Consider the following 20,720-nt stretch of genomic DNA (forward strand, 5'->3'; position numbering starts at 1 on the left):
AAAATACCCGCCGTGATCCAGGCAGGTAGCTCTTGGCGTGACCGAAAAAGTTGAAGCCCCGCGGGCGCTGAACGACGACATGAAGGCCGCCATCCGCGATGCCTACGCCAAGCTGCAGGCCAATACCCCCGGCTTCAGTACCCGGCGTTCGCAGAGCCAGATGATCGGCGTGGTCTCGCGTGCGCTCTCGCACAGCGGGGGCGTGGGCGTGGTCGAGGCGCCTACCGGGGTGGGCAAGTCGCTGGGCTACCTCACCGCCGGCGTGCCGATCGCGCTGGCCACGAAGAAGAAGCTCGTGATCAGCACCGGCACCGTGGCATTGCAGTCGCAGCTGGTCGAGCGCGACATCCCCAATTTCCTCAAGGCCACCGGCATCGAGGCCACCGTGGCGCTGGCCAAGGGCCGCACCCGCTACCTGTGCACCCGCAACGCCGCCGAAGCGCATGGCGACGGTGCCCAGGAAGGCATGTTCGACGACGAGCAGCCGCTGTTCGACCGGCCACTGGCGCCGATCGAGATGGACCAGGCGCAGACGCTGAGCAAGGCGTTCCTGGAGGGGCGCTGGAACGGCGACCTCGACAACGCCCCGGAAACCATCAGCAACACGCTGCGCTCGCGCATCACCACGCCCGCCTCCGGCTGTGCCGGGCGCAAGTGCGCCTACTCGGCGCAGTGCGCGGTACTGCGCTCGCGCAACACCGTGCGCGAGGCGCAGATCGTGGTCACCAACCATGCGCTGCTGCTGTCGGCGCTGTCCATCGGCGAAAGCGACAATGGCCAGCCGTTGATCGCTCCGCCCTCGGACATGCTGCTGGTGCTCGACGAAGGCCACCACATCGGCAGCGTGGCCATCGACCAGGGGGCGGCCAGCCTGGCCCTGGACGAGATGGCCAAGCGCACCGGCCGCCTGCAGGTGCTGATCGCCGCGTCCTACCGCGCGGTGGACAAGGACAAGCTGGGCAACCTGCTGCCCAACGAGGCCATCGAGGCGGCGGCCAAGGTCAGCAAGCAGCTCAAGGCCTTCCGCGATGTCATCGACCGCAGCTGGCGCCCGGACCCGGCCGCGCAGGAGCCGATGTGGCGCGCGCCCAACGGCCGCCTGCCGGAGATCTGGATGGCCGACATCGAGGCCATCGCCGATGACACCCGCAGCCTGTTCAACTGGGCCCACGCCGCGCTGGGCCAGGTGGCCAAGGGCAAGCCCGAGGACGCCGCGCGCGAGCGCCTGCAGCGCAACCTGGGCATGGCGCTGGAGATGATCGAGCAGCAGCACAACCTGTGGACGGCCTGGCGCCGCGAAGACAAGGAAGGCCAGCCGCCGATGGCGCGCTGGGTCACGATGTCGCGCGAGGGGGATTTCATCCTGCACGGCTCGCCGGTCTCGGCCGCGCACGTGCTGCGCAAGCTGCTGTGGGACGAAGTGGATTCGGTGGTGATGACCTCGGCCACGCTCACCGGCGGCGGTGATTTCCAGTCGCTGGCGATCGACAACGGCATCCCCGCCGAGGCCGAGATGGTCTCGCTGGCCTCGCCGTTCGACCTGCCCAACCAGGCCCAGCTGATCGTGCCGGCGTTCCCGGTCACGCCGGACGACAAGGAAGGGCATCCCAGGGAAGTGGCCAAGTACCTGGTCAAGGAACTGGACTGGGACAAGGGCAGCATCGTGCTGTTCACCTCGCGCTGGAAGATGGAAAAAGTGGCCGGGCTGATGCCGGCCGAACAGCGCAAGCGGATGCTGGTGCAGGGCGAGGGCGCCAAGCAGAAAATGGTGGACGAACACCTGCGCCGTACCGCCGCCGGAGAGGGCTCGGTGCTGTTCGGGCTCAATTCGTTCGGCGAAGGCCTGGACCTGCCTGGCGAGGCCTGCACCACGGTGGTGATCACCCAGGTGCCGTTCGCGGTGCCGACCGACCCGCAGACCTCCACGTTGAGCGAGTGGTTCGAAAGCCGTGGGTTGAACGCCTTCAACCTGATCGCGATCCCGCACGCGCTGCGCACGCTGACCCAGTTCTCCGGTCGCCTGATCCGCACCTCCACCGACACCGGTCGGGTGATCATCCTCGACTCGCGCCTGCTGACGCGTCGTTACGGCAAGCGCATCATCGATGCGCTACCGCCGTTCAAGCGGGTGATCGGCTGACGCGCAGGACCGTCGACGACGCCGGCCACGCGCGGGCAACCAGCGTGCGCCAGCCGCCGTCAAGATCCTGGTCGAACGCCTCGACCGGCACGGCCAGCATCGCCGTCGCCGCGTTCACTGCCACCGCCAACAGCAGCGAAAACGCGGCCATCGCAAGCGCCGCGTCCGTACGCCACCGGCACCTTGGCGCAGGTGGCACGCGGCTACATGCAGGGCGGCCGCGTCACCCTTCCAGCTTGGAGAGGTCGCGCACCGCGCCCTTGTCGGCACTGGTGGCCAGCAGCGCATAGGCCTTCAACGCACCGGTGACCTTGCGCGGGCGTGCCTCGCGCGGCTTCCAGCCCAGTGCATCCTGTTCGGCGCGGCGTGCCGCCAGCGTGGCGTCGTCCAGCAGCAGATCGATGCGGCGTGCGGGAATGTCGATGCGGATGCGGTCGCCGTCGCGGACCAGCCCGATCATCCCGCCCGCGGCCGCTTCCGGCGAGGCGTGGCCGATCGACAGCCCCGAGGTGCCGCCGGAGAAACGGCCATCGGTGAGCAGCGCGCACTGCTTGCCCAGGCCCTTGGATTTCAGGTAGCTGGTGGGGTACAGCATCTCCTGCATGCCCGGGCCACCACGCGGGCCTTCGTAGCGGATCACCACCACGTCACCGGCCACCACCGTGTCGGCGAGGATGCCGGCCACGGCCGCGTCCTGGCTTTCGAACACGCGCGCGTTGCCCTCGAACACGTGGATGGATTCATCCACGCCGGCCGTCTTCACCACGCAGCCGTCCGGTGCGAGGTTGCCGCGCAGCACCGCCAGCCCGCCTTCGGCCGAGTAGGCATGGGCGACCGCGCGGATGCAGCCTTCCGCACGATCCACGTCCAGCGTCGGCCAGCGCGTGGCCTGGCTGAAGGCGACCTGGGTGGGGATGCCGGCCGGCCCGGCGCGGAAGAAGTCGTGCACCGTGGCATCGTTGCTCACCGCCACGTCCCAGCGCGCCAGGGCATCGGCCAGCGTGCGGCTGTGCACGGTCGGCACGTCGGTGTGCAGCAGCCCACCGCGTGCCAGCTCGCCAAGGATGCCGAACACGCCGCCGGCGCGGTGCACGTCTTCCATGTGGTACTTGGGCGTGTTGGGGGCGACCTTGCACAACTGCGGTACGCGCCGCGACAACGCGTCGATGGCGTGCAGGTCGAAGTCCACGCCCGCCTCCTGCGCAGCGGCGAGCAGGTGCAGGATGGTGTTGGTCGAACCGCCCATCGCGATGTCCAGGGTCATCGCATTCTCGAACGCGGCGTGGGTGGCGATGCCGCGCGGCAGCGCGCTGGCATCCTCGCCGCCATACCAGCGATGGCACAGCTCCACCACCACGCGCCCGGCGCGGCGGAACAGCTGCTCGCGGTCGGCATGGGTGGCCAGGGTCGAGCCGTTGCCGGGCAGCGACAGGCCCAGCGCTTCGGTCAGGCAGTTCATCGAGTTGGCGGTGAACATGCCCGAGCACGAACCGCAGGTAGGACAGGCGCTGCGTTCGTATTCGGCGACCTTCTCGTCGCTGGCGCTTTCATCGGCGGCGATCACCATCGCATCCACCAGGTCCAGCTTGTGCTCGGACAGCCGTGTCTTGCCGGCCTCCATCGGCCCGCCGGAGACGAACACCACCGGGATGTTCAGGCGCAGCGCGGCCATCAGCATGCCGGGGGTGATCTTGTCGCAGTTGGAGATGCACACCAGCGCGTCGGCGCAGTGCGCGTTGACCATGTACTCCACCGAGTCGGCGATGATCTCGCGGCTCGGCAGCGAATACAGCATGCCGTCGTGGCCCATGGCGATGCCGTCATCCACCGCGATGGTGTTGAACTCCTTGGCGACCCCGCCCACCTGCTCGATCTCGCGCGCCACCAGCTGGCCGAGGTCCTTGAGGTGCACGTGGCCGGGCACGAACTGGGTGAACGAATTGGCGATGGCGATGATCGGCTTGTGGAAGTCGCCATCGGTCATGCCGGTGGCGCGCCACAGGGCGCGGGCGCCGGCCATGTTGCGGCCGGCGGTGGAGGTGCGGGAGCGGTATTCAGGCATGGTGGCTGGCAGGATCGGGCGGGCCGTGGGGGCGCGTTTCGCCTTGATTCTGCCGAAAAATTGCGGTTGCGTTTGCAACCAAGCGGGCGCCGCCGGTCGTCCGGAATGCTGAAACGCCGTTCATCTTCTTGGCTGTGCCGGTTTTGGTTGTTCGCGGCGATGAGGCATGATTGAGGGGATAACCGCATTAGGGGGCATGACGCCATGAAACGTTCCAGGACCACCGCGCTGCTGTTGATGAGCGCCGCGCCGCTGTTGTTCACCGCCTGCCAGAAGGAAGAAGCCGTCCGGGTGCAGGAAGGGTTGTACACCTCGGTGCAGGCCTGTACCGAGGCCACCGGCGATCCGTCCAGCTGCCGCACCGCCTTTGCAGAGGCGCAGAAGCAGTCGGCCGATGCCGCCCCCAAGTACGCCTCGCGCGAGGCCTGCCAGGCCGATTACAGCGCCGAGCAATGCGTGGAGCAGAAGACCTCGACCGGCCACTCGTTCATCGGGCCGATGATGATGGGCTTCTTCATGTCGCAGATGCTCAGCAACCGCGGCGCGGGCCTGGCGCAGGCGCCGGCCGCCAGCCCGGCGTACCAGGACAAGGCCAACGGCTGGGCGCGTCCGGCCCCGGGCGGCAGCGGCGGCCTGAATACCGCCAGCGGGATCGGCGCGGGCAAGACCGGGCTGGCCCCGGTCAACGCCACCCCGAACCGTGCGGTCACCGCCAGCCGCGGTGGCTTCGGCAGCTCCAGCAGCGGCCGCAGCAGCGTGGGCGGTTGATCGATGCAGCGCGTGCGGATCGCCGAGCGCAGCCAGTGGCGCGCCCGGGCAGAGGAGTCGGGGTTCCGTTTCCACACCATCGATGGACTGCCGTACTGGGATGAGACCGCGTACTACGCGTTCACCCTGCGCCAGATCGAGCAGGACATCGAAGACCCCAGCGCCGAGCTGCATGCGATGGCCATGGACCTGGTCGAGGAGGTGGTGGGCAGCCAGCAGTTGATGGACCAGTTGGCGATCCCGCCGCAGTTCCGCGACTGGATCGCCGACAGCTGGCGCCGTCGCCAGCCGCACCTGTATGGGCGGCTGGATTTCGCCTACGACGGCAACGGCCCGGCCAAGCTCTACGAGCTCAATTACGACACCCCGACCTCGCTGTTCGAGGCGTCGTTCTTCCAGTGGCAATGGCTGGAAGACCAGCGCAACCAGAACCGCCTGCCGGCACACGCCGACCAGTTCAACGCGATCCATGAAGCGCTGGTCGAGCGCTTCGCGCAGTTGTCGGCGCAGTTGCCGCCGCCGCTGTATTTCAGTGCGGTGGGCAACTCCGAGGAAGACCAGGGCACGGTGGCCTACCTGCGCGACTGCGCGGCCCAGGCCGGCCTGCGCGGCGAGGCGATCGCCATCGAAGACATCGGCCTGTCCGAGGACGGGCGGTTCACCGCGCTGGACGACACCGTGATCGGCAGCCTGTTCAAGCTGTACCCGCTGGAAGACCTGATGACCGAGTCCTTCGGCCAGGCCTTGCCGGGCTCGGGCGTGCAGCTGCTGGAACCGGCGTGGAAGGCGATCCTCAGCAACAAGGGCGTGTTGCCCCTGCTGTGGCAGCGCCACCGTGGCCACCCGAACCTGTTGGCGGCCGAGTTCGACGATGGCAGCGAACTGCCGCGCGGTTGGGTACGCAAGCCGCTGTTCTCCCGCGAGGGCGCCAACGTGGCCATGCACCTGGCCGACGGCAGCTGGCAGGAAAGCGAGGGCCCGTACACCGGGCCGGCCATCCGCCAGGCCGCGCACCCGCTCACCGCGTTCGATGGCGGCTACCCGCTGGTCGGCAGCTGGGTGGTGGGCGACCAGGCGTGTGGCATGGGCATCCGCGAAGACAACAGCCGGATCACCCGCGACAGCGCCCGCTTCGTGCCACACGCGATCATCGATCAGGCGCCCACCGGCATCTACGTCTGAGATGGCGATGCAGCGCAACCGCAGCCTGCGTCCCGCGCCGGTGGCCGGACGCCACCTGGATGATGGGCATGGCCTGTGGCGGTACGCCGATCGCATCGCGGTGCGCTGCCATCGCTGTGCTGCGCCGGGCTGGGTGGTCAGGTCCTCCAGGACGGCACGCTTCCGCTGCCTGTCGTGCAGCGTCGCGTTGCAGGACGGAAACAACTGCGGGTGCGCGGCGTGCGGTCCCGGCACGTGGGTGGGGCCGGTGCGCTACAGCGGGCAGCGGCCCTGCGGGTACTGCGGGCACCAGTGGGTGCGCGCGCAGGCGCATCGCGCGGCGGCATCGCCGCCGTTGACGACACTCGCCGCCCACTGCGCGCAGTGCGGCCGCAGCAGCGAGGTCAGCGTGAGCGGGTCGCCGCTACGCGATGCCGAATCCAACGACCCGTACTTCGGCCTGCCGCTGCTGCTGGTCACGCGTACCCGGGCCGGGCTGCTGTGGGCCTACAACCAAGCACACCTGCAGGCGCTGCACGACTACGCCGCCGCACCGCTGCGCGAACGCGCCGGCGTGGCCAATGGCTCGATGTTCTCGCGCCTGCCGCAGTGGATGAAGCTCGCGCGCAACCGCGCGCTGCTGCAGAAGGCCACCGCGCGCCTGATCGCCCAGGCCAACGCCGTCGGCCGGCAGGCCTCGCCCCCTACAGCAACCCGTCCCGCTTGACCGCCAGATACCGCTCCACCAGCGCACCGGGCAACGCATCGGCGGTGACGTCCAGCACCATCACCCGATGGCTGCGCAACGCGTCGTGCGCGTCGCTGCGCTGCTGCAGGTAACGGGCGATCGCGCCGGCCTGGGTGGCGTCCTGCAGGGTCTCCACCTCCTTGCCCAGGGCCTCGTCCAGTTCCCGTTCGCGCAGGCTGGCCACGCAGACCAGGTGCTGGCGCTGCAGCAGGCGCACCGCGGCCAGCAGGTCTTCGATGTCTTCATCGCGCACGTTGGTGACCAGCATCACCAGCGAGCGCCGGCGCTGGCGCAGGCTCAGTTCGGTGGCGGCGGCCAGGTAGTCGGTGGCCACCGGCCGCGCCTGCAGGTCGTAGCTGGCGCGCAGCAACCCGTCGATGGCGCCCATGCCGCGTTGCGGCGCCACCCAGCGGCTGTCGCCGCCGCTGGCGAACAGGCCCACGCCATCGCCCTGGCGCAGGGCCAGGTAGGACACCACCAGGGCGGCGTTGAGCACATGGTCGAAGTGCGACAGGCCGTCTTCGCTGGCCATCATCCGCCGGCCGGTGTCGATCATCAGCAGCAGCTGCTGGTTCTTTTCGTCCTGGTACTCGCGCGAGATCAACTTGCGCGCGCGCGAGGTGGCCTTCCAGTCGATCTGGCGCAGGCTGTCGCCGATGCGGTACTCGCGCATCTGGTGGAAATCGGTGCCTTCGCCGCGCCGGCGCTTGAGGTGCGCGCCCACCAGCCGCGAGGCCTGTTCGGCACTGAACAACGCAAACCGGGTGAGCGGGGCGAAGTTCGGGTACACGCGCACGGTCAACGCCGGCGGCAGGGTGCGGCGTTGCCGCCACAGCCGCCACGGCGCATGCACGCGCAGGTGCACGCCCTCGAAGGTGAAGCGCCCGCGAGCGGTCGGGGTCAGCCGGTACTGCACGCTGCTGGCCACCATCGGCTTGAGCGCCAGCCGCCGCGGCAGGCCCTGCAGCGACCACTCACCCGGGACCAGGTCGAACACCTCCACACGCTGGCGCAGGCTGGATTCCAGGCGCAGCGTCACCGGCCGTTCCACGTTCAGGGCCAGGGCTTCGGGCAGCTCGCGCTGGATGCTCGGCGAGGGTTGCCGCCACAGCCGCAGCAGGTCCACCAGCGCCAGCAGCGCGATCGCCGCAGCGCAGGCGGCCCACGTCCAGCGTGGCCACGCCCCGAACACCACCGGCAGCCCGAGCAGGCCCCAGGCCACGATCAGTGCCAGCAGCAGCGGGGCCGGCCTCATGCGCGCGGCCCAGCGTGGTCAGCAGTACGCCGCAGGCTCATTTGCGCGGTGCTTCCACCTTGGCCAGCAGGGCGTCCAGCGCGTCGTCGGCGCTCTGCCCCTCGATCTGCAGTTCCGGGGCCAGCGCGATACGGTGGCGCAGTGCCGGCTTGGCAATGTCGCGAATGTCATCGGGGGTGACGAAGTCGCGCCCGGACAGCACCGCCTGCGCACGCGCGGCACGCACCAGCGCGATGCTGCCACGTGGGCCGGCACCGAGGGCGATGCCCGGCCAGCGACGGGTGGCGGCCACGATCCGCACCGCATAGTCGATCACTTCCGGGTCGACCGCGATCGCGGCGGTGGCCTGCTGCAGCGCCACCACCTCGGCGGCGGTCAGCACGCGCGGCACCTGCGACAGGTCGAAGTCGGCCGCGCTGCGGCCGGTGGTGATCGCATCGACCATGCGCTTCTCGTCGTCCAGTTGCGGGTAGTCGATCAGCACCTTGAGCAGGAAACGGTCCAACTGCGCTTCGGGCAGCGGGTACGTACCTTCCTGCTCCACCGGGTTCTGCGTGGCCAGCGCCAGGAACGGCGGGGTCAGCGCGAACGCCTTGCCTTCGATGGTGACCTGGCCTTCCTGCATCACTTCCAGCAGGGCCGACTGCGTCTTGGCCGGGGCGCGGTTGATTTCGTCGGCCAGCAGCAGGTTGGTGAACACCGGGCCGCGGCGGATCTTGAAGCTCTCCGACTTGGGGTCGTACACCGCATGCCCGCTGACATCGCTGGGCATCAGGTCCGGGGTGAACTGCACGCGGCCGTAGTCCAGCTCCAGCGCCTGGGCGAGGGCGCGCACCAGCAGGGTCTTGCCCAGCCCGGGCACGCCTTCGATCAGCACGTGGCCGCCGGCCAGCAGCGCGATCAGGATCTGGTCGAGCACCTCGGGCTGGCCGATGAAGGCACGCCCGACCGCTTCGCGCACGGCATCCACGCGGTCGACCAGGCTGGGACCGGCGACGGCCGGGGACGGGGCCGGGGCAGGTTCGAAGGAGGGCAGCGGCGGCAGGGTCGGCTCGGTCATAGCAGGTTTCTCATCTGGATCAGCAGGCGGATGCGCTCGCGCAGACCGGGCAGGTCGTGCGAGGCCGGAGCGGTCAGGGCGGTGTGGACACGGGCGTGCGGCCATTGCAGCAGGGCGGCGACGGCCTGCACCTGCGCGTCGCCGACGAGCACGGCCGCGGTGGGCGCGCGTCGCCGCAGGCGGCCGAGGAAGGCCCGTCGCACCGCGTCGTACAACAGGGGCGCCTTGCCATAGCGCAGCAGGTGCTCGCCGCTGGCACGCACGTGTTCGAGCAGCGAGCGCCGCTCCACGGCCGGCGAAGGCAGCAGGCTGCCCATGCGCTGCGTGCGGTGCCACAACCAGCCCAGCAGGGCCAGCAGCAGCGGCACCCACACCGGCCAGCCCTGGTAAAACAGCCGGTTCCACAACGACGGTGGGCGCGACCCGTACACCAGCCACATGCTGCCCTCGCCATAGCGCGGCGCCAGCAGGTAGCGGGTGAGGTCGCGGTGCGCCTTGTCGTGCAGGCCGTCGATGTAGTCGCCCGGCTTGGCGTTGGGGGCGTCGTCAGGGGCGGGGCGGCCGAGGCCCTTCATGAACTCCAGGTCGGCCAGCACGTCCACGCTGCCCTGGCCATGACGCAGGCGCGCGAACACCTGCCCGTACTCGTCGCTGTCCTCGCCCCAGCTGCGCTCCAGGCGCATGCCCTGCGGCGGTGCCACGGCGAAACGGCGGCCCCCGCAGAACTCCACGTGCTGCGGGTCATCGCGTACATGGAACGGTTGGCAGCCAGTGCCGTAACCGATGCTGTCCACGCCCAATGCGTCCAGCAGGGGTCCATTGCGCGAGATCTCGGCCGGCTCCACCTCGGCCGGCTCGACCTCGGCCTGTTCGGCCGGCGGCGTACGCATCACCAGATGACCGCCGCGTGCGACCCAGGCCAGCAGCTCGCGTGCGGTGGACGCCGGCAGCGTCGCGCTGTCCTGCAGCAGCACCAGCGTGTCGCGTGGCTGCAGCGGCATCGTCGCCAGGTCCACGCGTGGGCGCGCATGCACCGTGATGCCATCGGCACGCAACGCCTGGCCCAGCACGTACAGCGGGTTGTAGCTTGCCTCGCCCTGCGGCGGCAGCTGCTCGGTGCGGGTCACCCGTTCGTGGGTGCGCAGGAAGGCGATCGTCAGCGGCACGCCCAAGGCCAGCACGCCCAGCACCACCAGCAGCCAGCGCAGGCGCGTACTCATGCGCGCCACCGGAACTGCTGCTGCAGCGTGCTGGCCAAGGCATCGAACTCGGCATCGTCGGGCAGCCGCCCCGCATAGGCGGCGTACTGCCAGACCCGGACGATCCGCGCGAACAGGGTGCGGTCGGCCTCGTCGGGCATGCGTCGCGACGCGCGCAGGCACTGCGCTTCGGTGGCGCCTGGCGGCAACGCGGTCTGGGTGCGCTCGGTCATCGACTCCACGCTGGCCCGGTACAGCAGCGCCAGCGCCTGCCGTGGGCGCCCCTGCTGCCACAGCGTGCGCGCGCGCGCGGCGGCATCCGGGGGTACCTCGTCGGGTACGCGGATGTCATCTTCCACCACCGCCGTGGGCGGGGCGCGGCGTCGCGTGCCGGTGCCACGCAGCCAGCGCAGCCAACGTGGCGCGGTCGCCACCAATGCCAGCAACAGCAGGCCGACCAGGGCCCACAACACCCATTCGGCGATCTGCGCCGGCAGCACCGGCCCCTTGGGCCGGGCATTGCCCTTGTCGGCGTCCGCGTCGCCCGCCTTCTTCTTGTCCTTGTCGGCCGCGTCCTTCCGCGACGGTTCCCAGCGCACCACGGTACGCGTCGGGCTCTGCAGCGGGTCCTCGTAGGCGCGCTGCACGGCCTGGCGGAAGCCGGCGGTATCCACGCTGGCGGTGCCGAACACGCTCTCCGGCCGATTGGCTGGATCGTTGTCGTAGGTCAGCGCGGGTTCGTCTGCCGCGTCCTCGGCCTCGGCATCCTCGTCCTCCGCATCCGCATCCGCATCCGCATTGGCATCGGTATTGGGATCAGTATCGGCATGCGCATCCTGCGCATCCTGCGCGGCCAGCTCGTCCACGCCGTGCGCCTGCTGCGCGTGCAGGGTGCCGCCGGGCCAGCCCAGGACCAGCGCCAGCACCAGCAGCGGTGCCGCCTGCTGCAGGCGATCGCGCAGGCGGCGGAACGCGATTTCCACGTCCCACGCCTCCATCTCGGTGCGCCGGTTGAGGTACAGGCCGAAGCCGGCGCCGACATGGAACGGGCCGATCAGTGCCGCTGCCAGCCAGCACGCCAGGTTGAAGCCGAGCTTGGCCCACGCCGGGGTATCGGTGCGGACCATCGCCCATGCCGCTCGCCAGGAATCGGACAGCAGCTCGAACGGGATGAACATGAAGATCGTCGCGATGCAGCCGACCACCAGCACCAGCTCGAACATCATGCAGGTCAGGGTGAGCAGGACGGCATGGCCGAAGGCACCGCCAGCGATCGCGCGCCGGCGCGCGCCACGCAGTTCGGGCGAGCTGCCTTCCAGCAGGTTCACCGGCAGCATCAGCGCACGCAGGGGGCTGAACCGGCGCCAGCCCAGGTAGCCCCAGAAGCCGCTCCAGCCCCAGTGGCGCTGCGCGCGCAGCGCCTGCCATGGCGTGGGTGCATCGCCGAAGACCCCGCGCGAGATCACGTACAGGGCCAGCCGTTCGAAGAGCGGCTTGAGCCACCACATCAGCAGCCAGGCCAGCCCGAAGGCGTCCGCCCACCATGCAAGCGCATTGACCACGGCGAACACCGGCAGCCCCAGCAGCACCCAGGGCAGCCAGATCGCGCGCGCGTGCCGGCGGACCAGCGCGGTGCCCAGCTCCACGGCTTCCCAGCCGCTGCGCGCACGCAGCACCACATCGAGCTGGTCAATCCGCATGCGTGCTCCCGCGTCCACCGCGCCACAGCCACAGCGGCACCACGCTCCACAGCACCCCGGCCACGCTGAACTTGCCCCATGCCGGGACCTCGGCGATCGAGGACCAGAATGCTTCGATGAACGCCGCCACCAGCAGCATCGCGGCCACGCCCAGGCACAACCGTGCTCCGATCACCCCGCCGTCCACCAGCGCATCGATGCGCCGTCGGCGACCCGGCGCCAGCAGCTTCATGCCCAGCTGCAGGCCCGCGCCACCGGCGATGACGATCGCGGTCAGCTCGAACGCGCCATGCCCGGCCACGAACTGCCAGAACGGAGCGCCATGGCCGATATGCTGCAGATGGCCGGCCACCGCACCGATGGTGAGCCCGTTGAACAGCAGCACCAGCACCGTGCCTACCCCGGCCAGCAGGCCGCTGGCGAAGGTGCGCAGGCCGATGCTGATGTTGTTCATGATGTAGTGGCCGAACATCATCCAGTCGGTGCCGCTGTCACGGCCCAGGTGCGGCGAGGAGGGGTCGTACATGCTCTCCATCGCCGCGATCTCGCGGTTGTCCATCAACAGGTGGATGAAATCGGGGTACCACTGCACCAGCAGGAAGCTGCCCAGCAGCGGCACCGCGAACAGCGCGGTGGCGGCCCACATGCTGCGGGCCTGGCTGCGCACCAGTTGCGGGAAGTCGGCGAACAGGAACTCCAGCGCGCGCTGCCAGTGCGGCGACGGGGTGCGGTAGAGCAGGCCGTGGCCCTGTTGCATCAGCACCTGCAGGCGCGCCACCAGCTGCGGGCTGTAGCCGCGCTTGCGCGCCAGCGCCAGCTGCTGGCACAGACGGCGATAGTGCTGCGGGATGTCTTCGTCGTTGAGGGCGTTGTCGGCCACCTGGCGACGCGCGCGGCGCGCACTTTCCCCGCGCAGCGCCAGCCAGCGTTCCAGGGCCTGCCATTCGTGCTGGTAACGGGCGACGAACTGTTCCTGCCTCATCGACGCCCCAGCAGCCAGTTGGCCATGGCATACAGGCGCAGCACGCCGACCTGGCCGCCGCCACTGAGCGGGGCGACGATCGTGGCCAGTTCCTGCTGGCGCGGCGAGGACAGCCGCGGTGCGCGTTCGGCGAAGGCCACCACCGCCGCCTGCTCGGCCGGCTGCAGCGGCTGCGGCGGCGCCATCACGGTGTCGATGGCCAGGCTGCCCGGGGGGGGCTGCAGGCTGTCGTGGATCACCACGGTGCCGGCGACCAGGTCGCCCAGGCGGCGCCCGTGCGCATCGAACAGGCTCGACAGCAGGCCCAGTGCGTAGGCGAACGGCAGCATGTCCACCGTGCGCAGCAGGTTGCGGGTGATCGCGGCCATCCAGCCGATCGGCGCACCGTCGTGCGCGACCACGCGCAGGCCCAGCGCGCGCTTGCCCACGGTGCGCCCCCACAGGGCTTCCTGCACGATGGTGTAGGCCCACATCAACAGGAACATCAGCGCCAGGTACAGGCCCTGCCCGAACCCGCCGAGGAAGGTGAGCGGTATGCCCAGCAGCATCAGCGAGCCCACGCGGATGACGAAGTCGATCAGCCAGGCCAGCGCACGCGGCACCGGGCCGGCGGCCGGCAGGTGCAGCGGCACGCCTTCGGGCGTGATCACTTCACGGTAGGTGTCCAGCATCGTCGCGCTCATGCGCGCACGCGGCGGGAAAGGGATGGCCGGAATCCTCTCCGGTCTGCTGCCAGCGGGGGCATGCGGTTCTCGACTGCTTCCTGGTCGGCTGTGGACTTTACCGTGCAGCCGCGCCGATGCCCAGCGCCGGTGCGCGGGCCGGGGCCGGGCAGGCGACCGCGGTTACGGCGATCAGCCCAGGTACTTGTCCTTGAGCCGCACGTAGTGGTCGGCCGAGTAATGCAGTGATTCGATCTGCTTGTCGGTCAGGGTGCGCACCCTCCGCGCCGGGTTGCCGACCCACAGCTCGCCTTCGCCGACCACCTTGCCCGGACCGACCACTGCGCCGGCCCCGACGAAGCCATGCCGCTCCACCCGCGCACCGTCGAGGATGCACGCGCCCATCCCGATCAGGCTGTAATCGCCGATGGTGCAGGCATGGATGATGGTGCCGTGGCCGACCGTGACCCCCTCGCCGATCAGCGTGGGGAAGCCTTCCAGGTTGTACGGGCTGTGGTGGCTGACATGGATGATGGTGCCGTCCTGGATATTGCTGCGCGCGCCGATCCGCACGTGGTTGACGTCGCCGCGGATCACCGTGCCCGGCCACACCGACACGTCATCGCCCAGCACCACGTCACCGATGAGGGTGCAGGCCGGATCGATGTAGCAGCGCTGGCCCAGGACGGGAAGCTTGTCGAGGAAGGGACGGATCGGGGACATGTGGCACTCCGGCAACGCAGGGGCAGGGACGCCGCCTGCAGCGTTGTCCCGGCCCCCGATGATAACGCGGGGGCGCCGACGCCCGCCGATGGCGTGCATGCCCCCCGGTAGAGCCGACCGTTGGTCGGCTGCCCGTCCCCGACGGCGAATGTTGCGCAGCCGACCAATGGTCGGCGTCACCGGTAATGTTGCGCAGCCGACCAACGGTCGGCTCTACCGGGGGGCGTGCGTGGCCAGCATCTGGCGGAACAGCGCGTCCAACGCCCCGCTGTCGCCACTGCCCGACGCGAGCGGCGGCGCGGCATGCTCCATCGCCGCCAGTTCGGCCTCGATGTACGCGCTGATCACCCCGTTCCGTGGGCCATCGGCAACCTCGGCGCTGGCCCGCTTGACCACCAGCAACTGGTCGATCGCCGCGCGCACCGGGCCGTGGGGCAGCAGGCGATCCAGCAGCAGCTCGAAGGCCATCGGCGGCGGATCGGGCTCGCACTCGATCCAGCGGCAGGCCAGCAGCGGGCGAAGCACATACAGGTACTTCTTGGTGCGCACCCGCTCGCCGCGCAGATAGCCGCGGAAGTTGGTGCGGGCCATGTTGAGGTAATGCCACCAGCTGCCCAACGGCGAATGGAACTGCTGCACTGCATCCATCAGCGCGGCCACCGCCGCGTCGTCCTGCCGGTACACGATCGGCGAGCGCAGCCATTCGGACAGGGTCGGGTTGGATTTGGACACCAGCCGCAGTGCCTTGCGCAGGTCCCAGCCGCTCACGTCCAGTTCGTCGTCGATCGGCAATTCGATGACGTCCCGCTGCGCCTGGCCGGGCCCGGTGGCCTCGTTGACGCTGAGGTACCACGGTTGGCGATGCACGTAGATGAAGCGCGCATCGTAATCGCTGTCGGGCGAGGAAAAGCCCCAGCCGCGACTGCCCGACTCGCAGGCCATCAGCACGCGCACGTCATGTACGCGTTCGATGCGCTCCAGTTCGACCATGATGGCGGCGCGCTTGTCCGGCGCGATCGGGTGGATATCCATGTCTGCTCTCCTGCGTCCTGCAGCGCTGCGGGGGCGGTGGAACCTATGGGCCGACCGAGGGTCGGCGCTGGCGGGGTGGGGGTCGCCTCACGCGGCGCGGATGCGGCGTGCGCGTTCCAGGTGCACCAGCAGCAGCGAGATCGCCGCCGGGGTCATGCCGGGGATGCGCTGGGCCTGGCCGATGGTCTGCGGGCGCACGCGTTCGAGTTTCTGCTGCACTTCGGCCGACAGGCCGCGCACGCTGGCATAGTCGAAATCGCTGGCAATGGCGGTGTTCTCGTGGCGCTGCTGGCGCTCGATTTCCTCACGCTGGCGGTCCAGGTAGCCGGCGTACTTCACCCCGATCTCGACCTGTTCGGCCACCTTCGGGTCGGCCACGGCCGGGCCCAGCGACGGCACCTGCATGAGCTGGGCGTAGTCCAGCTCGGGGCGCTTGATCAGATCCAGCACGTTGGTTTCGCGGCTCACCGCTACGCCCAGGGTGGCTTCCACTTCGCGGCCGAGCGCATTGCCCGGGGTGGCCCACAACGCGCGCAGGCGTGCCGATTCGCGCGCGACCGCCTCCTGCTTGGTCTGGAAGGCCGCCCAGCGGCGCTCGTCGACCAGGCCCAGCGCGCGACCCAGTCCGGTCAGGCGCACGTCGGCATTGTCTTCGCGCAGCTGCAGCCGGTACTCGGCGCGGCTGGTGAACATGCGGTACGGCTCGGTGGTGCCGTGGGTGATCAGGTCATCGACCAGCACGCCCAGGTACGCCTCGTCGCGCCGCGGGCACCAGCCCGCGTCCCCGCGTACGTGGCGCGCGGCGTTGAGGCCGGCCAGCAGCCCCTGCGCGGCGGCTTCTTCATAGCCGGTGGTGCCGTTGATCTGGCCGGCGAAGAACAGGCCGGCCACGCTCTTGGTCTGCAGGGTGTTGTCCAGCCCGCGCGGGTCGAAGAAGTCGTACTCGATCGCATAGCCGGGGCGGGTGATGTGGGCGTTCTCGAAGCCGCCGATGCTGCGCACCAGGGCCAGCTGCACGTCGAACGGCAACGAGGTGGAGATGCCGTTGGGATAGATCTCCACCACGTCCAGACCTTCGGGCTCGACGAAGATCTGGTGGCTGGCCTTCTCGGCGAAGCGCACCACCTTGTCTTCGATCGACGGGCAGTATCGCGGGCCGATGCCCTCGATCTGGCCGCTGTACAGCGGCGAGCGGTGCAGCGCGGCACGGATGATCTCGTGGGTGCGCTCGCTGGTGTGGGTGATCCAGCAGCTGACCTGGGCCGGATGCTCGGACACATCGCCCAGGTAGGACATCACCGGGCGCGGATCGTCGCCGGGCTGCTCGTCCATCACGCTGTAATCGAGCGAGCGGCCATCGATGCGCGGCGGGGTGCCGGTTTTCAGGCGGTCGATCACGAACGGGCGCTCGCGCAGGCGAGCGGCCAGCGTGGTGGCCGGCGGGTCGCCCATGCGCCCGGCGGCGTACTGGGTCTGGCCGACGTGGATCTTGCCGGCCAGGAAGGTGCCGGCGGTCAGCACCACTGCCGGTGCGTGGAAGGTCAGCCCGGTCTGGGTCACCGCGCCGCGCACGGTGTCGCCGTCGATCAGCAGGTCGTCGACCGCCGCCTGGAACACGGTCAGGTTGGGCTGGGCCTCCACGATCTGGCGGATGGTCATGCGGTAGAGATTGCGGTCGGCCTGGCAACGGGTGGCGCGCACGGCCGGGCCCTTGGACGCATTGAGGGTGCGCCACTGGATGCCGGCGCGGTCGGCGGCATGCGCCATCGCCCCGCCCAGGGCGTCGATCTCCTTGACCAGGTGGCCCTTGCCGATGCCGCCGATGGCCGGGTTGCAGCTCATCGCGCCGATGGTTTCGACGTTGTGGGTCAGCAGCAGGGTGCGCGCGCCGCTGCGCGCGGACGCCAGCGCGGCTTCGGTGCCGGCGTGGCCGCCGCCGATGACGATGACGTCGTAACGGTAGAAGGAGTCGGTCATTGGCTTGGGGCTCGGGGGGCGCGCGTGGCCCAGGATCGGCCCTGGAACCAGGCCGCGGGTGGTGATTTTAGCGCCAAACGGGGCGATCGCCGAAAACAGCCCTCAAGTTGGCACGTTTTCTGCAGATAACCCAATAGCACCCAGGATGGCAGGCGCCCATGGCGCTACGGACCGGAATTGGAACAGGGGCCGGTCCATGCGCATCCCGGGGAAGCAGAAGGGCCGACAGTCGGGGGACTGTCGGCCCTGTTTTTTTGCGTGCTCCGCCGCGACCCGAAAACAGAAGGCCCCGCCATGGCGGGGCCTTCTGCGTTGTAGGTGCCGACATCCGTCGGGGCCGGAACAGGGGGGATCCAGAGTTTCCCGGCGGATATCGACATAGAACTGGATGTGACGCGCTGTGTCGTTTTTGTCACTTTACGACCGAGCCCGTCACCACCCGCCTAGATTGAACCGGGTGGGTGGTGAAAATCAAGATGGATCAGGGCTCAACTGTGCGCTGGTTCAACTTGTTCATAGTCCGCCAGGGTGAACCGTTGGAGCGCTGGGCCGGGCGCGGAGCCTGGGCCGGACGCGCCTGCGGCTGCGGCGGGCGTTGCTGCTGCTGCGGTGGCCGCGCCAGCGAGTCCATGTTCCGCCACGGCGAGCCGCCATTGCTGGGCGGACGCGGACGGTCCGGACGCACCGGCGGGTTGCCGCCGTTGCCCGGGCGCGGCGGCGGGCGATGGTTGTGGTTGTGCTGCGGCGGGCGATAGTTGGGATACGGGCGGTAGTTGGGGTAGCCGTAGCCACCCCCGTAGTAGCCGCCACCGTAATAGCCACTGCCATAGCCATAGCCATTGCCGTAGCCATAGGGGTAACCGTAGGGGTAGCGGTATTCCACCGACGGGGCGCCGTGGTAGTAGCCGCTGCCACCGCCGCCGCCGACATAGTCGTACGTGGCGCAGCCGGACAGGGCCAACAGCAGGCCACCGGCGAAGATCAGGCGCAATTTCATGATGGGGTCCCCCCGAGGGTATGCAGCCAGCTTCAGCCCGCCGCGTTGAATCGGCCCTTAACTCGGCCCCGATCCGATGAATGATTGCCATGGTGTCACGCCCGGGCGACGCGTTGCGAACCATGGCCATACGTTAATCTTGCGTCATGAGCGATTCACCCTTGCCCTGTGTCGACGACCTCCTGGCGGCCGCCGCACGTATCGCCCCGCATGCCAGCGTGACCCCGGTGCTGCAGTCGCACGTACTCGACGGGCTGGCGGGCGCTGCGCTGGCGTTCAAGGCCGAGCACCTGCAACGCGGCGGCGCGTTCAAGTTCCGGGGCGCGTGCAACGCCGTCTGGTCGCTGGACCCGGACCAGGCCGCGCGCGGGGTGGTCACCCACTCCTCGGGCAACCATGGCGCCGCCCTGGCGCTGGCGGCACGCACCCGCGGCATTGCCTGCAACGTGGTGGTGCCCGAGGGCGCGGTGGCGGCCAAGCTGGCCAACATCGTCCGCCATGGCGCCACCATCTGGCGCTGTGCGCCCAGCATCCAGGCGCGTGAAGCGATGTGCGCGCAGGTCCAGGCGCAGACCGGCGCCGCCCTGGTGCATCCCTATGCCGACCCGCGGGTGATCGCCGGGCAGGGCACCGCGGCGCTGGAACTGTTGCACAGCCACGGCCCGCTGGACGTGCTGGTGGTGCCGGTGGGGGGAGGCGGGCTGGCCGCGGGAACCCGGCTGGCGCTGCAGGCGCTGGCACCGCAGGCGCGGCTGGTGCTGGCCGAGCCGGAGGGAGCCGCCGACACCGCACGCTCGCTGGCCGCTGGCGAACGTCGCATCGATTTCACCCCGGACACGGTCTGCGACGGCCTGCGCACCACCCTGGGCGCGCCCAATTTCACGCTGCTGCTGGGCAAGGCCGAGGTGGTCACCGTGCCCGATGCCGCCACCGTGGCGGCGATGCGCCTGCTCTGGCAGGTGCTCAAGCAGGTGGTGGAACCGTCCTCGGCGATCGCCCTGGCGGCCATCCTGTCCGACCCGGCGCAGTTTGCCGGGCAACGGGTCGGGGTGGTGCTGTCCGGCGGCAACGTCGACCTGGACGCACTGCCGTGGGCGCGCGCATGAGCCGGCGCGCGCGGGTGGGCGTGCTGGGCTGGCTGTGGCGGCTGTGCATCGTGCTGGCGGCCTGGCTGCTGGGCGTGACCGCCTGGATCGTGTGGGTGGGTGAACGCGACCAGGCGGCCAAGGCCGACGCGATCATCGTGCTGGGCGCGGCCGCCTACGATGCCAAGCCGTCACCGGTGTTCGAAGAGCGCATCCGCCACGGGCTGGACCTGTACGAGCAGGGCTATGCGCCGCTGTTGATCTTCACCGGTGGCTACGGCGGCAGCGGTGCACGCTTTTCCGAATCGCAGGTGGCGCGCCGTTATGCGCTCAAGCAGGGCATCCCCGATGACGCGATCCTGATCGAGACCGCCTCGCGCACCACCCGCCAGAACCTGATCGAGGCACGGCGGCTGATGCAGCAGCGCGAGCTGCACCGGGTGATCATCGTCAGCGATCCGCTGCACATGGCGCGCGCGCTGCGGTTGGCGCGCGAGCTGGGCATCGACGCGTTGGCGTCCTCCACGCCGAGCACGCGCTTCCGCAGCTTCCACACCAGCTGGAAGTTCCTGGTGCAGGAAATCTATTTCTTCCACCGTGACCTGTTCCCGGCATAGGCCGCGTAGAGCCGACCGTTGGTCGGCTGGGCCACCGACCAGGCATACAGGTAGCCAGCCACGTAGAGCCGACCGTTGGTCGGCCGCACCGCCGGCCACGCGTACGGGTAGCCAGCCGCGTAGAGCCGACCGTTGGTCGGCTGGGCCACCGACCTGGCATACGGGTAGCCGACCAACGGTCGGCTCTACGATCAGCGCCTTCGGCTCAGGGCGTTCTGCACCGGATCGGGATCGCCGATTCCACACCAGCTGGACGTTCCTGGTGCAGGAAATCTATTTCTTCCATCGCAACCTGTTCCCGGCGTAGCCCGCGTAGAGCCGACCGTTGGTCGGCTGGGGCCACCGACCTGGCATACGGGTAGCCAGCCACGTAGAGCCGACCGTTGGTCGGCTGGGCCACCGACCTGGCATCCGGGTAGCCAGCCGCGTAGAGCCGACCGTTGGTCGGCTGGGGCCACCGACCTGGCATCCGGGTAGCCAGCCGCGTAGAGCCGACCGTTGGTCGGCTGGGCCACCGACCTGGCATCCGGGTAGCCGACCAACGGTCGGCTC

At 69.7% G+C, this 20,720-nt stretch carries 18 protein-coding genes; 6 read left to right on the forward strand and 12 right to left on the reverse strand.

Features of this window, described 5'->3' with window-relative positions; genetic code table 11:
* Positions 1-79: 79 nt before the first annotated feature.
* The gene (gene dinG / locus M2421_RS16275; protein ID WP_259208972.1) at positions 80-2,140 is read left to right on the forward strand and encodes an ATP-dependent DNA helicase DinG; all 2,061 of its coding nucleotides are present in this window, start codon (positions 80-82) and stop codon (positions 2,138-2,140) included.
* On the opposite strand, the gene M2421_RS16280 is transcribed toward dinG, so the two are convergent.
* Together M2421_RS16280 and ilvD are read right to left on the reverse strand one after the other, a co-directional pair.
* Positions 2,121-2,291, reverse strand: coding sequence for a hypothetical protein (locus M2421_RS16280; RefSeq protein WP_259208681.1), 171 nt, complete (start codon positions 2,289-2,291; stop codon positions 2,121-2,123). The genes dinG and M2421_RS16280 overlap by 20 nt on opposite strands.
* A gap of 72 nt (positions 2,292-2,363) precedes the next feature.
* The gene (gene ilvD, locus M2421_RS16285) at positions 2,364-4,202 is read right to left on the reverse strand and encodes a dihydroxy-acid dehydratase (RefSeq protein WP_259208682.1); all 1,839 of its coding nucleotides are present in this window, start codon (positions 4,200-4,202) and stop codon (positions 2,364-2,366) included.
* Positions 4,203-4,406: 204 nt separating this feature from the next.
* On the opposite strand from ilvD, the gene M2421_RS16290 reads away from it, so the two are divergent.
* From M2421_RS16290 to M2421_RS21000, 3 genes are all read left to right on the forward strand, one after another.
* Positions 4,407-4,970 carry a DUF1190 domain-containing protein gene (locus M2421_RS16290; protein ID WP_259208684.1) on the forward strand — a complete coding sequence of 188 codons (564 nt, stop codon included), beginning with the start codon at positions 4,407-4,409 and terminating at the stop codon, positions 4,968-4,970.
* 3 nt (positions 4,971-4,973) lie between these two features.
* A complete protein-coding gene (locus tag M2421_RS16295; RefSeq protein ID WP_259208686.1) occupies positions 4,974-6,152 on the forward strand; it encodes a glutathionylspermidine synthase family protein in 1,179 nt (392 codons plus the stop codon).
* A gap of 334 nt (positions 6,153-6,486) precedes the next feature.
* On the forward strand, positions 6,487-6,858 hold the full coding sequence (locus tag M2421_RS21000; RefSeq protein WP_310440150.1) for a hypothetical protein: 372 nt from the start codon (positions 6,487-6,489) through the stop codon (positions 6,856-6,858).
* Here the strand turns inward: M2421_RS21000 and M2421_RS16305 are convergent.
* From M2421_RS16305 to M2421_RS16350, 10 genes are all read right to left on the reverse strand, one after another.
* Positions 6,836-8,134, reverse strand: a complete 1,299-nt coding sequence (locus tag M2421_RS16305) for a DUF58 domain-containing protein (protein WP_259208689.1) — start codon at positions 8,132-8,134, stop codon at positions 6,836-6,838. The genes M2421_RS21000 and M2421_RS16305 overlap by 23 nt on opposite strands.
* 37 nt (positions 8,135-8,171) lie before the next feature.
* The gene (locus tag M2421_RS16310) at positions 8,172-9,194 is read right to left on the reverse strand and encodes a MoxR family ATPase (RefSeq protein WP_259208691.1); all 1,023 of its coding nucleotides are present in this window, start codon (positions 9,192-9,194) and stop codon (positions 8,172-8,174) included.
* Positions 9,191-10,414, reverse strand: a complete 1,224-nt coding sequence (locus M2421_RS16315; RefSeq protein WP_259208693.1) for a DUF4350 domain-containing protein — start codon at positions 10,412-10,414, stop codon at positions 9,191-9,193. Before M2421_RS16315 ends, M2421_RS16310 begins: the two co-directional genes overlap by 4 nt.
* On the reverse strand, positions 10,411-12,093 hold the full coding sequence (locus M2421_RS16320) for a DUF4129 domain-containing protein (RefSeq protein ID WP_259208695.1): 1,683 nt from the start codon (positions 12,091-12,093) through the stop codon (positions 10,411-10,413). The genes M2421_RS16315 and M2421_RS16320 overlap by 4 nt, the downstream gene beginning before the upstream one ends.
* Entirely contained in the window at positions 12,083-13,075 is a 993-nt protein-coding gene (locus tag M2421_RS16325; protein ID WP_259208696.1) for a stage II sporulation protein M, read from the reverse strand. The genes M2421_RS16320 and M2421_RS16325 overlap by 11 nt, the downstream gene beginning before the upstream one ends.
* Complete coding sequence (locus M2421_RS16330; protein ID WP_259208698.1) at positions 13,072-13,758, reverse strand: RDD family protein; 687 nt, start codon at positions 13,756-13,758, stop codon at positions 13,072-13,074. Before M2421_RS16330 ends, M2421_RS16325 begins: the two co-directional genes overlap by 4 nt.
* 171 nt (positions 13,759-13,929) lie before the next feature.
* Complete coding sequence (locus M2421_RS16335) at positions 13,930-14,460, reverse strand: gamma carbonic anhydrase family protein (protein ID WP_259208700.1); 531 nt, start codon at positions 14,458-14,460, stop codon at positions 13,930-13,932.
* Positions 14,461-14,673: 213 nt separating this feature from the next.
* On the reverse strand, positions 14,674-15,492 hold the full coding sequence (locus M2421_RS16340; protein ID WP_259208701.1) for a nucleotidyltransferase domain-containing protein: 819 nt from the start codon (positions 15,490-15,492) through the stop codon (positions 14,674-14,676).
* Between the two features lie 87 nt (positions 15,493-15,579).
* Positions 15,580-17,469 (reverse strand): tRNA uridine-5-carboxymethylaminomethyl(34) synthesis enzyme MnmG, encoded by a 1,890-nt coding sequence (gene mnmG / locus M2421_RS16345; protein WP_259208703.1) that lies wholly within the window; start codon positions 17,467-17,469, stop codon positions 15,580-15,582.
* Positions 17,470-17,950: 481 nt separating this feature from the next.
* Positions 17,951-18,466, reverse strand: coding sequence for a hypothetical protein (locus M2421_RS16350; RefSeq protein ID WP_259208705.1), 516 nt, complete (start codon positions 18,464-18,466; stop codon positions 17,951-17,953).
* Positions 18,467-18,612: 146 nt separating this feature from the next.
* On the opposite strand from M2421_RS16350, the gene M2421_RS16355 reads away from it, so the two are divergent.
* Together M2421_RS16355 and M2421_RS16360 are read left to right on the forward strand one after the other, a co-directional pair.
* Complete coding sequence (locus M2421_RS16355) at positions 18,613-19,572, forward strand: pyridoxal-phosphate dependent enzyme (protein ID WP_259208707.1); 960 nt, start codon at positions 18,613-18,615, stop codon at positions 19,570-19,572.
* Entirely contained in the window at positions 19,557-20,168 is a 612-nt protein-coding gene (locus M2421_RS16360; RefSeq protein ID WP_259208710.1) for a YdcF family protein, read from the forward strand. Before M2421_RS16355 ends, M2421_RS16360 begins: the two co-directional genes overlap by 16 nt.
* Positions 20,169-20,720: the final 552 nt, after the last annotated feature.

This window comes from Stenotrophomonas sp. BIGb0135, assembly GCF_024810105.1.
In the GTDB taxonomy this organism is placed as follows: domain Bacteria; phylum Pseudomonadota; class Gammaproteobacteria; order Xanthomonadales; family Xanthomonadaceae; genus Stenotrophomonas; species Stenotrophomonas maltophilia_AB.

Bases quoted from the DNA above. Each gene is read 5' to 3' on its own strand.
- M2421_RS16340 (WP_259208701.1), bottom strand. From the start codon at position 15,492: ATGGATATCCACCCGATCGCGCCGGACAAGCGCGCCGCCATCATGGTC.
- M2421_RS16315 (WP_259208693.1), bottom strand. From the start codon at position 10,414: ATGAGTACGCGCCTGCGCTGGCTGCTGGTGGTGCTGGGCGTGCTGGCC.
- ilvD (WP_259208682.1), bottom strand. From the start codon at position 4,202: ATGCCTGAATACCGCTCCCGCACCTCCACCGCCGGCCGCAACATGGCC.
- M2421_RS16310 (WP_259208691.1), bottom strand. From the start codon at position 9,194: ATGACCGAGCCGACCCTGCCGCCGCTGCCCTCCTTCGAACCTGCCCCG.
- mnmG (WP_259208703.1), bottom strand. From the start codon at position 17,469: ATGACCGACTCCTTCTACCGTTACGACGTCATCGTCATCGGCGGCGGC.
- M2421_RS16320 (WP_259208695.1), bottom strand. From the start codon at position 12,093: ATGCGGATTGACCAGCTCGATGTGGTGCTGCGTGCGCGCAGCGGCTGG.
- M2421_RS16290 (WP_259208684.1), top strand. From the start codon at position 4,407: ATGAAACGTTCCAGGACCACCGCGCTGCTGTTGATGAGCGCCGCGCCG.
- M2421_RS16355 (WP_259208707.1), top strand. From the start codon at position 18,613: ATGAGCGATTCACCCTTGCCCTGTGTCGACGACCTCCTGGCGGCCGCC.
- M2421_RS16295 (WP_259208686.1), top strand. From the start codon at position 4,974: ATGCAGCGCGTGCGGATCGCCGAGCGCAGCCAGTGGCGCGCCCGGGCA.
- M2421_RS16280 (WP_259208681.1), bottom strand. From the start codon at position 2,291: ATGGCCGCGTTTTCGCTGCTGTTGGCGGTGGCAGTGAACGCGGCGACG.
- M2421_RS16305 (WP_259208689.1), bottom strand. From the start codon at position 8,134: ATGAGGCCGGCCCCGCTGCTGCTGGCACTGATCGTGGCCTGGGGCCTG.
- M2421_RS16350 (WP_259208705.1), bottom strand. From the start codon at position 18,466: ATGAAATTGCGCCTGATCTTCGCCGGTGGCCTGCTGTTGGCCCTGTCC.
- M2421_RS16335 (WP_259208700.1), bottom strand. From the start codon at position 14,460: ATGTCCCCGATCCGTCCCTTCCTCGACAAGCTTCCCGTCCTGGGCCAG.
- dinG (WP_259208972.1), top strand. From the start codon at position 80: ATGAAGGCCGCCATCCGCGATGCCTACGCCAAGCTGCAGGCCAATACC.
- M2421_RS16330 (WP_259208698.1), bottom strand. From the start codon at position 13,758: ATGAGCGCGACGATGCTGGACACCTACCGTGAAGTGATCACGCCCGAA.
- M2421_RS16325 (WP_259208696.1), bottom strand. From the start codon at position 13,075: ATGAGGCAGGAACAGTTCGTCGCCCGTTACCAGCACGAATGGCAGGCC.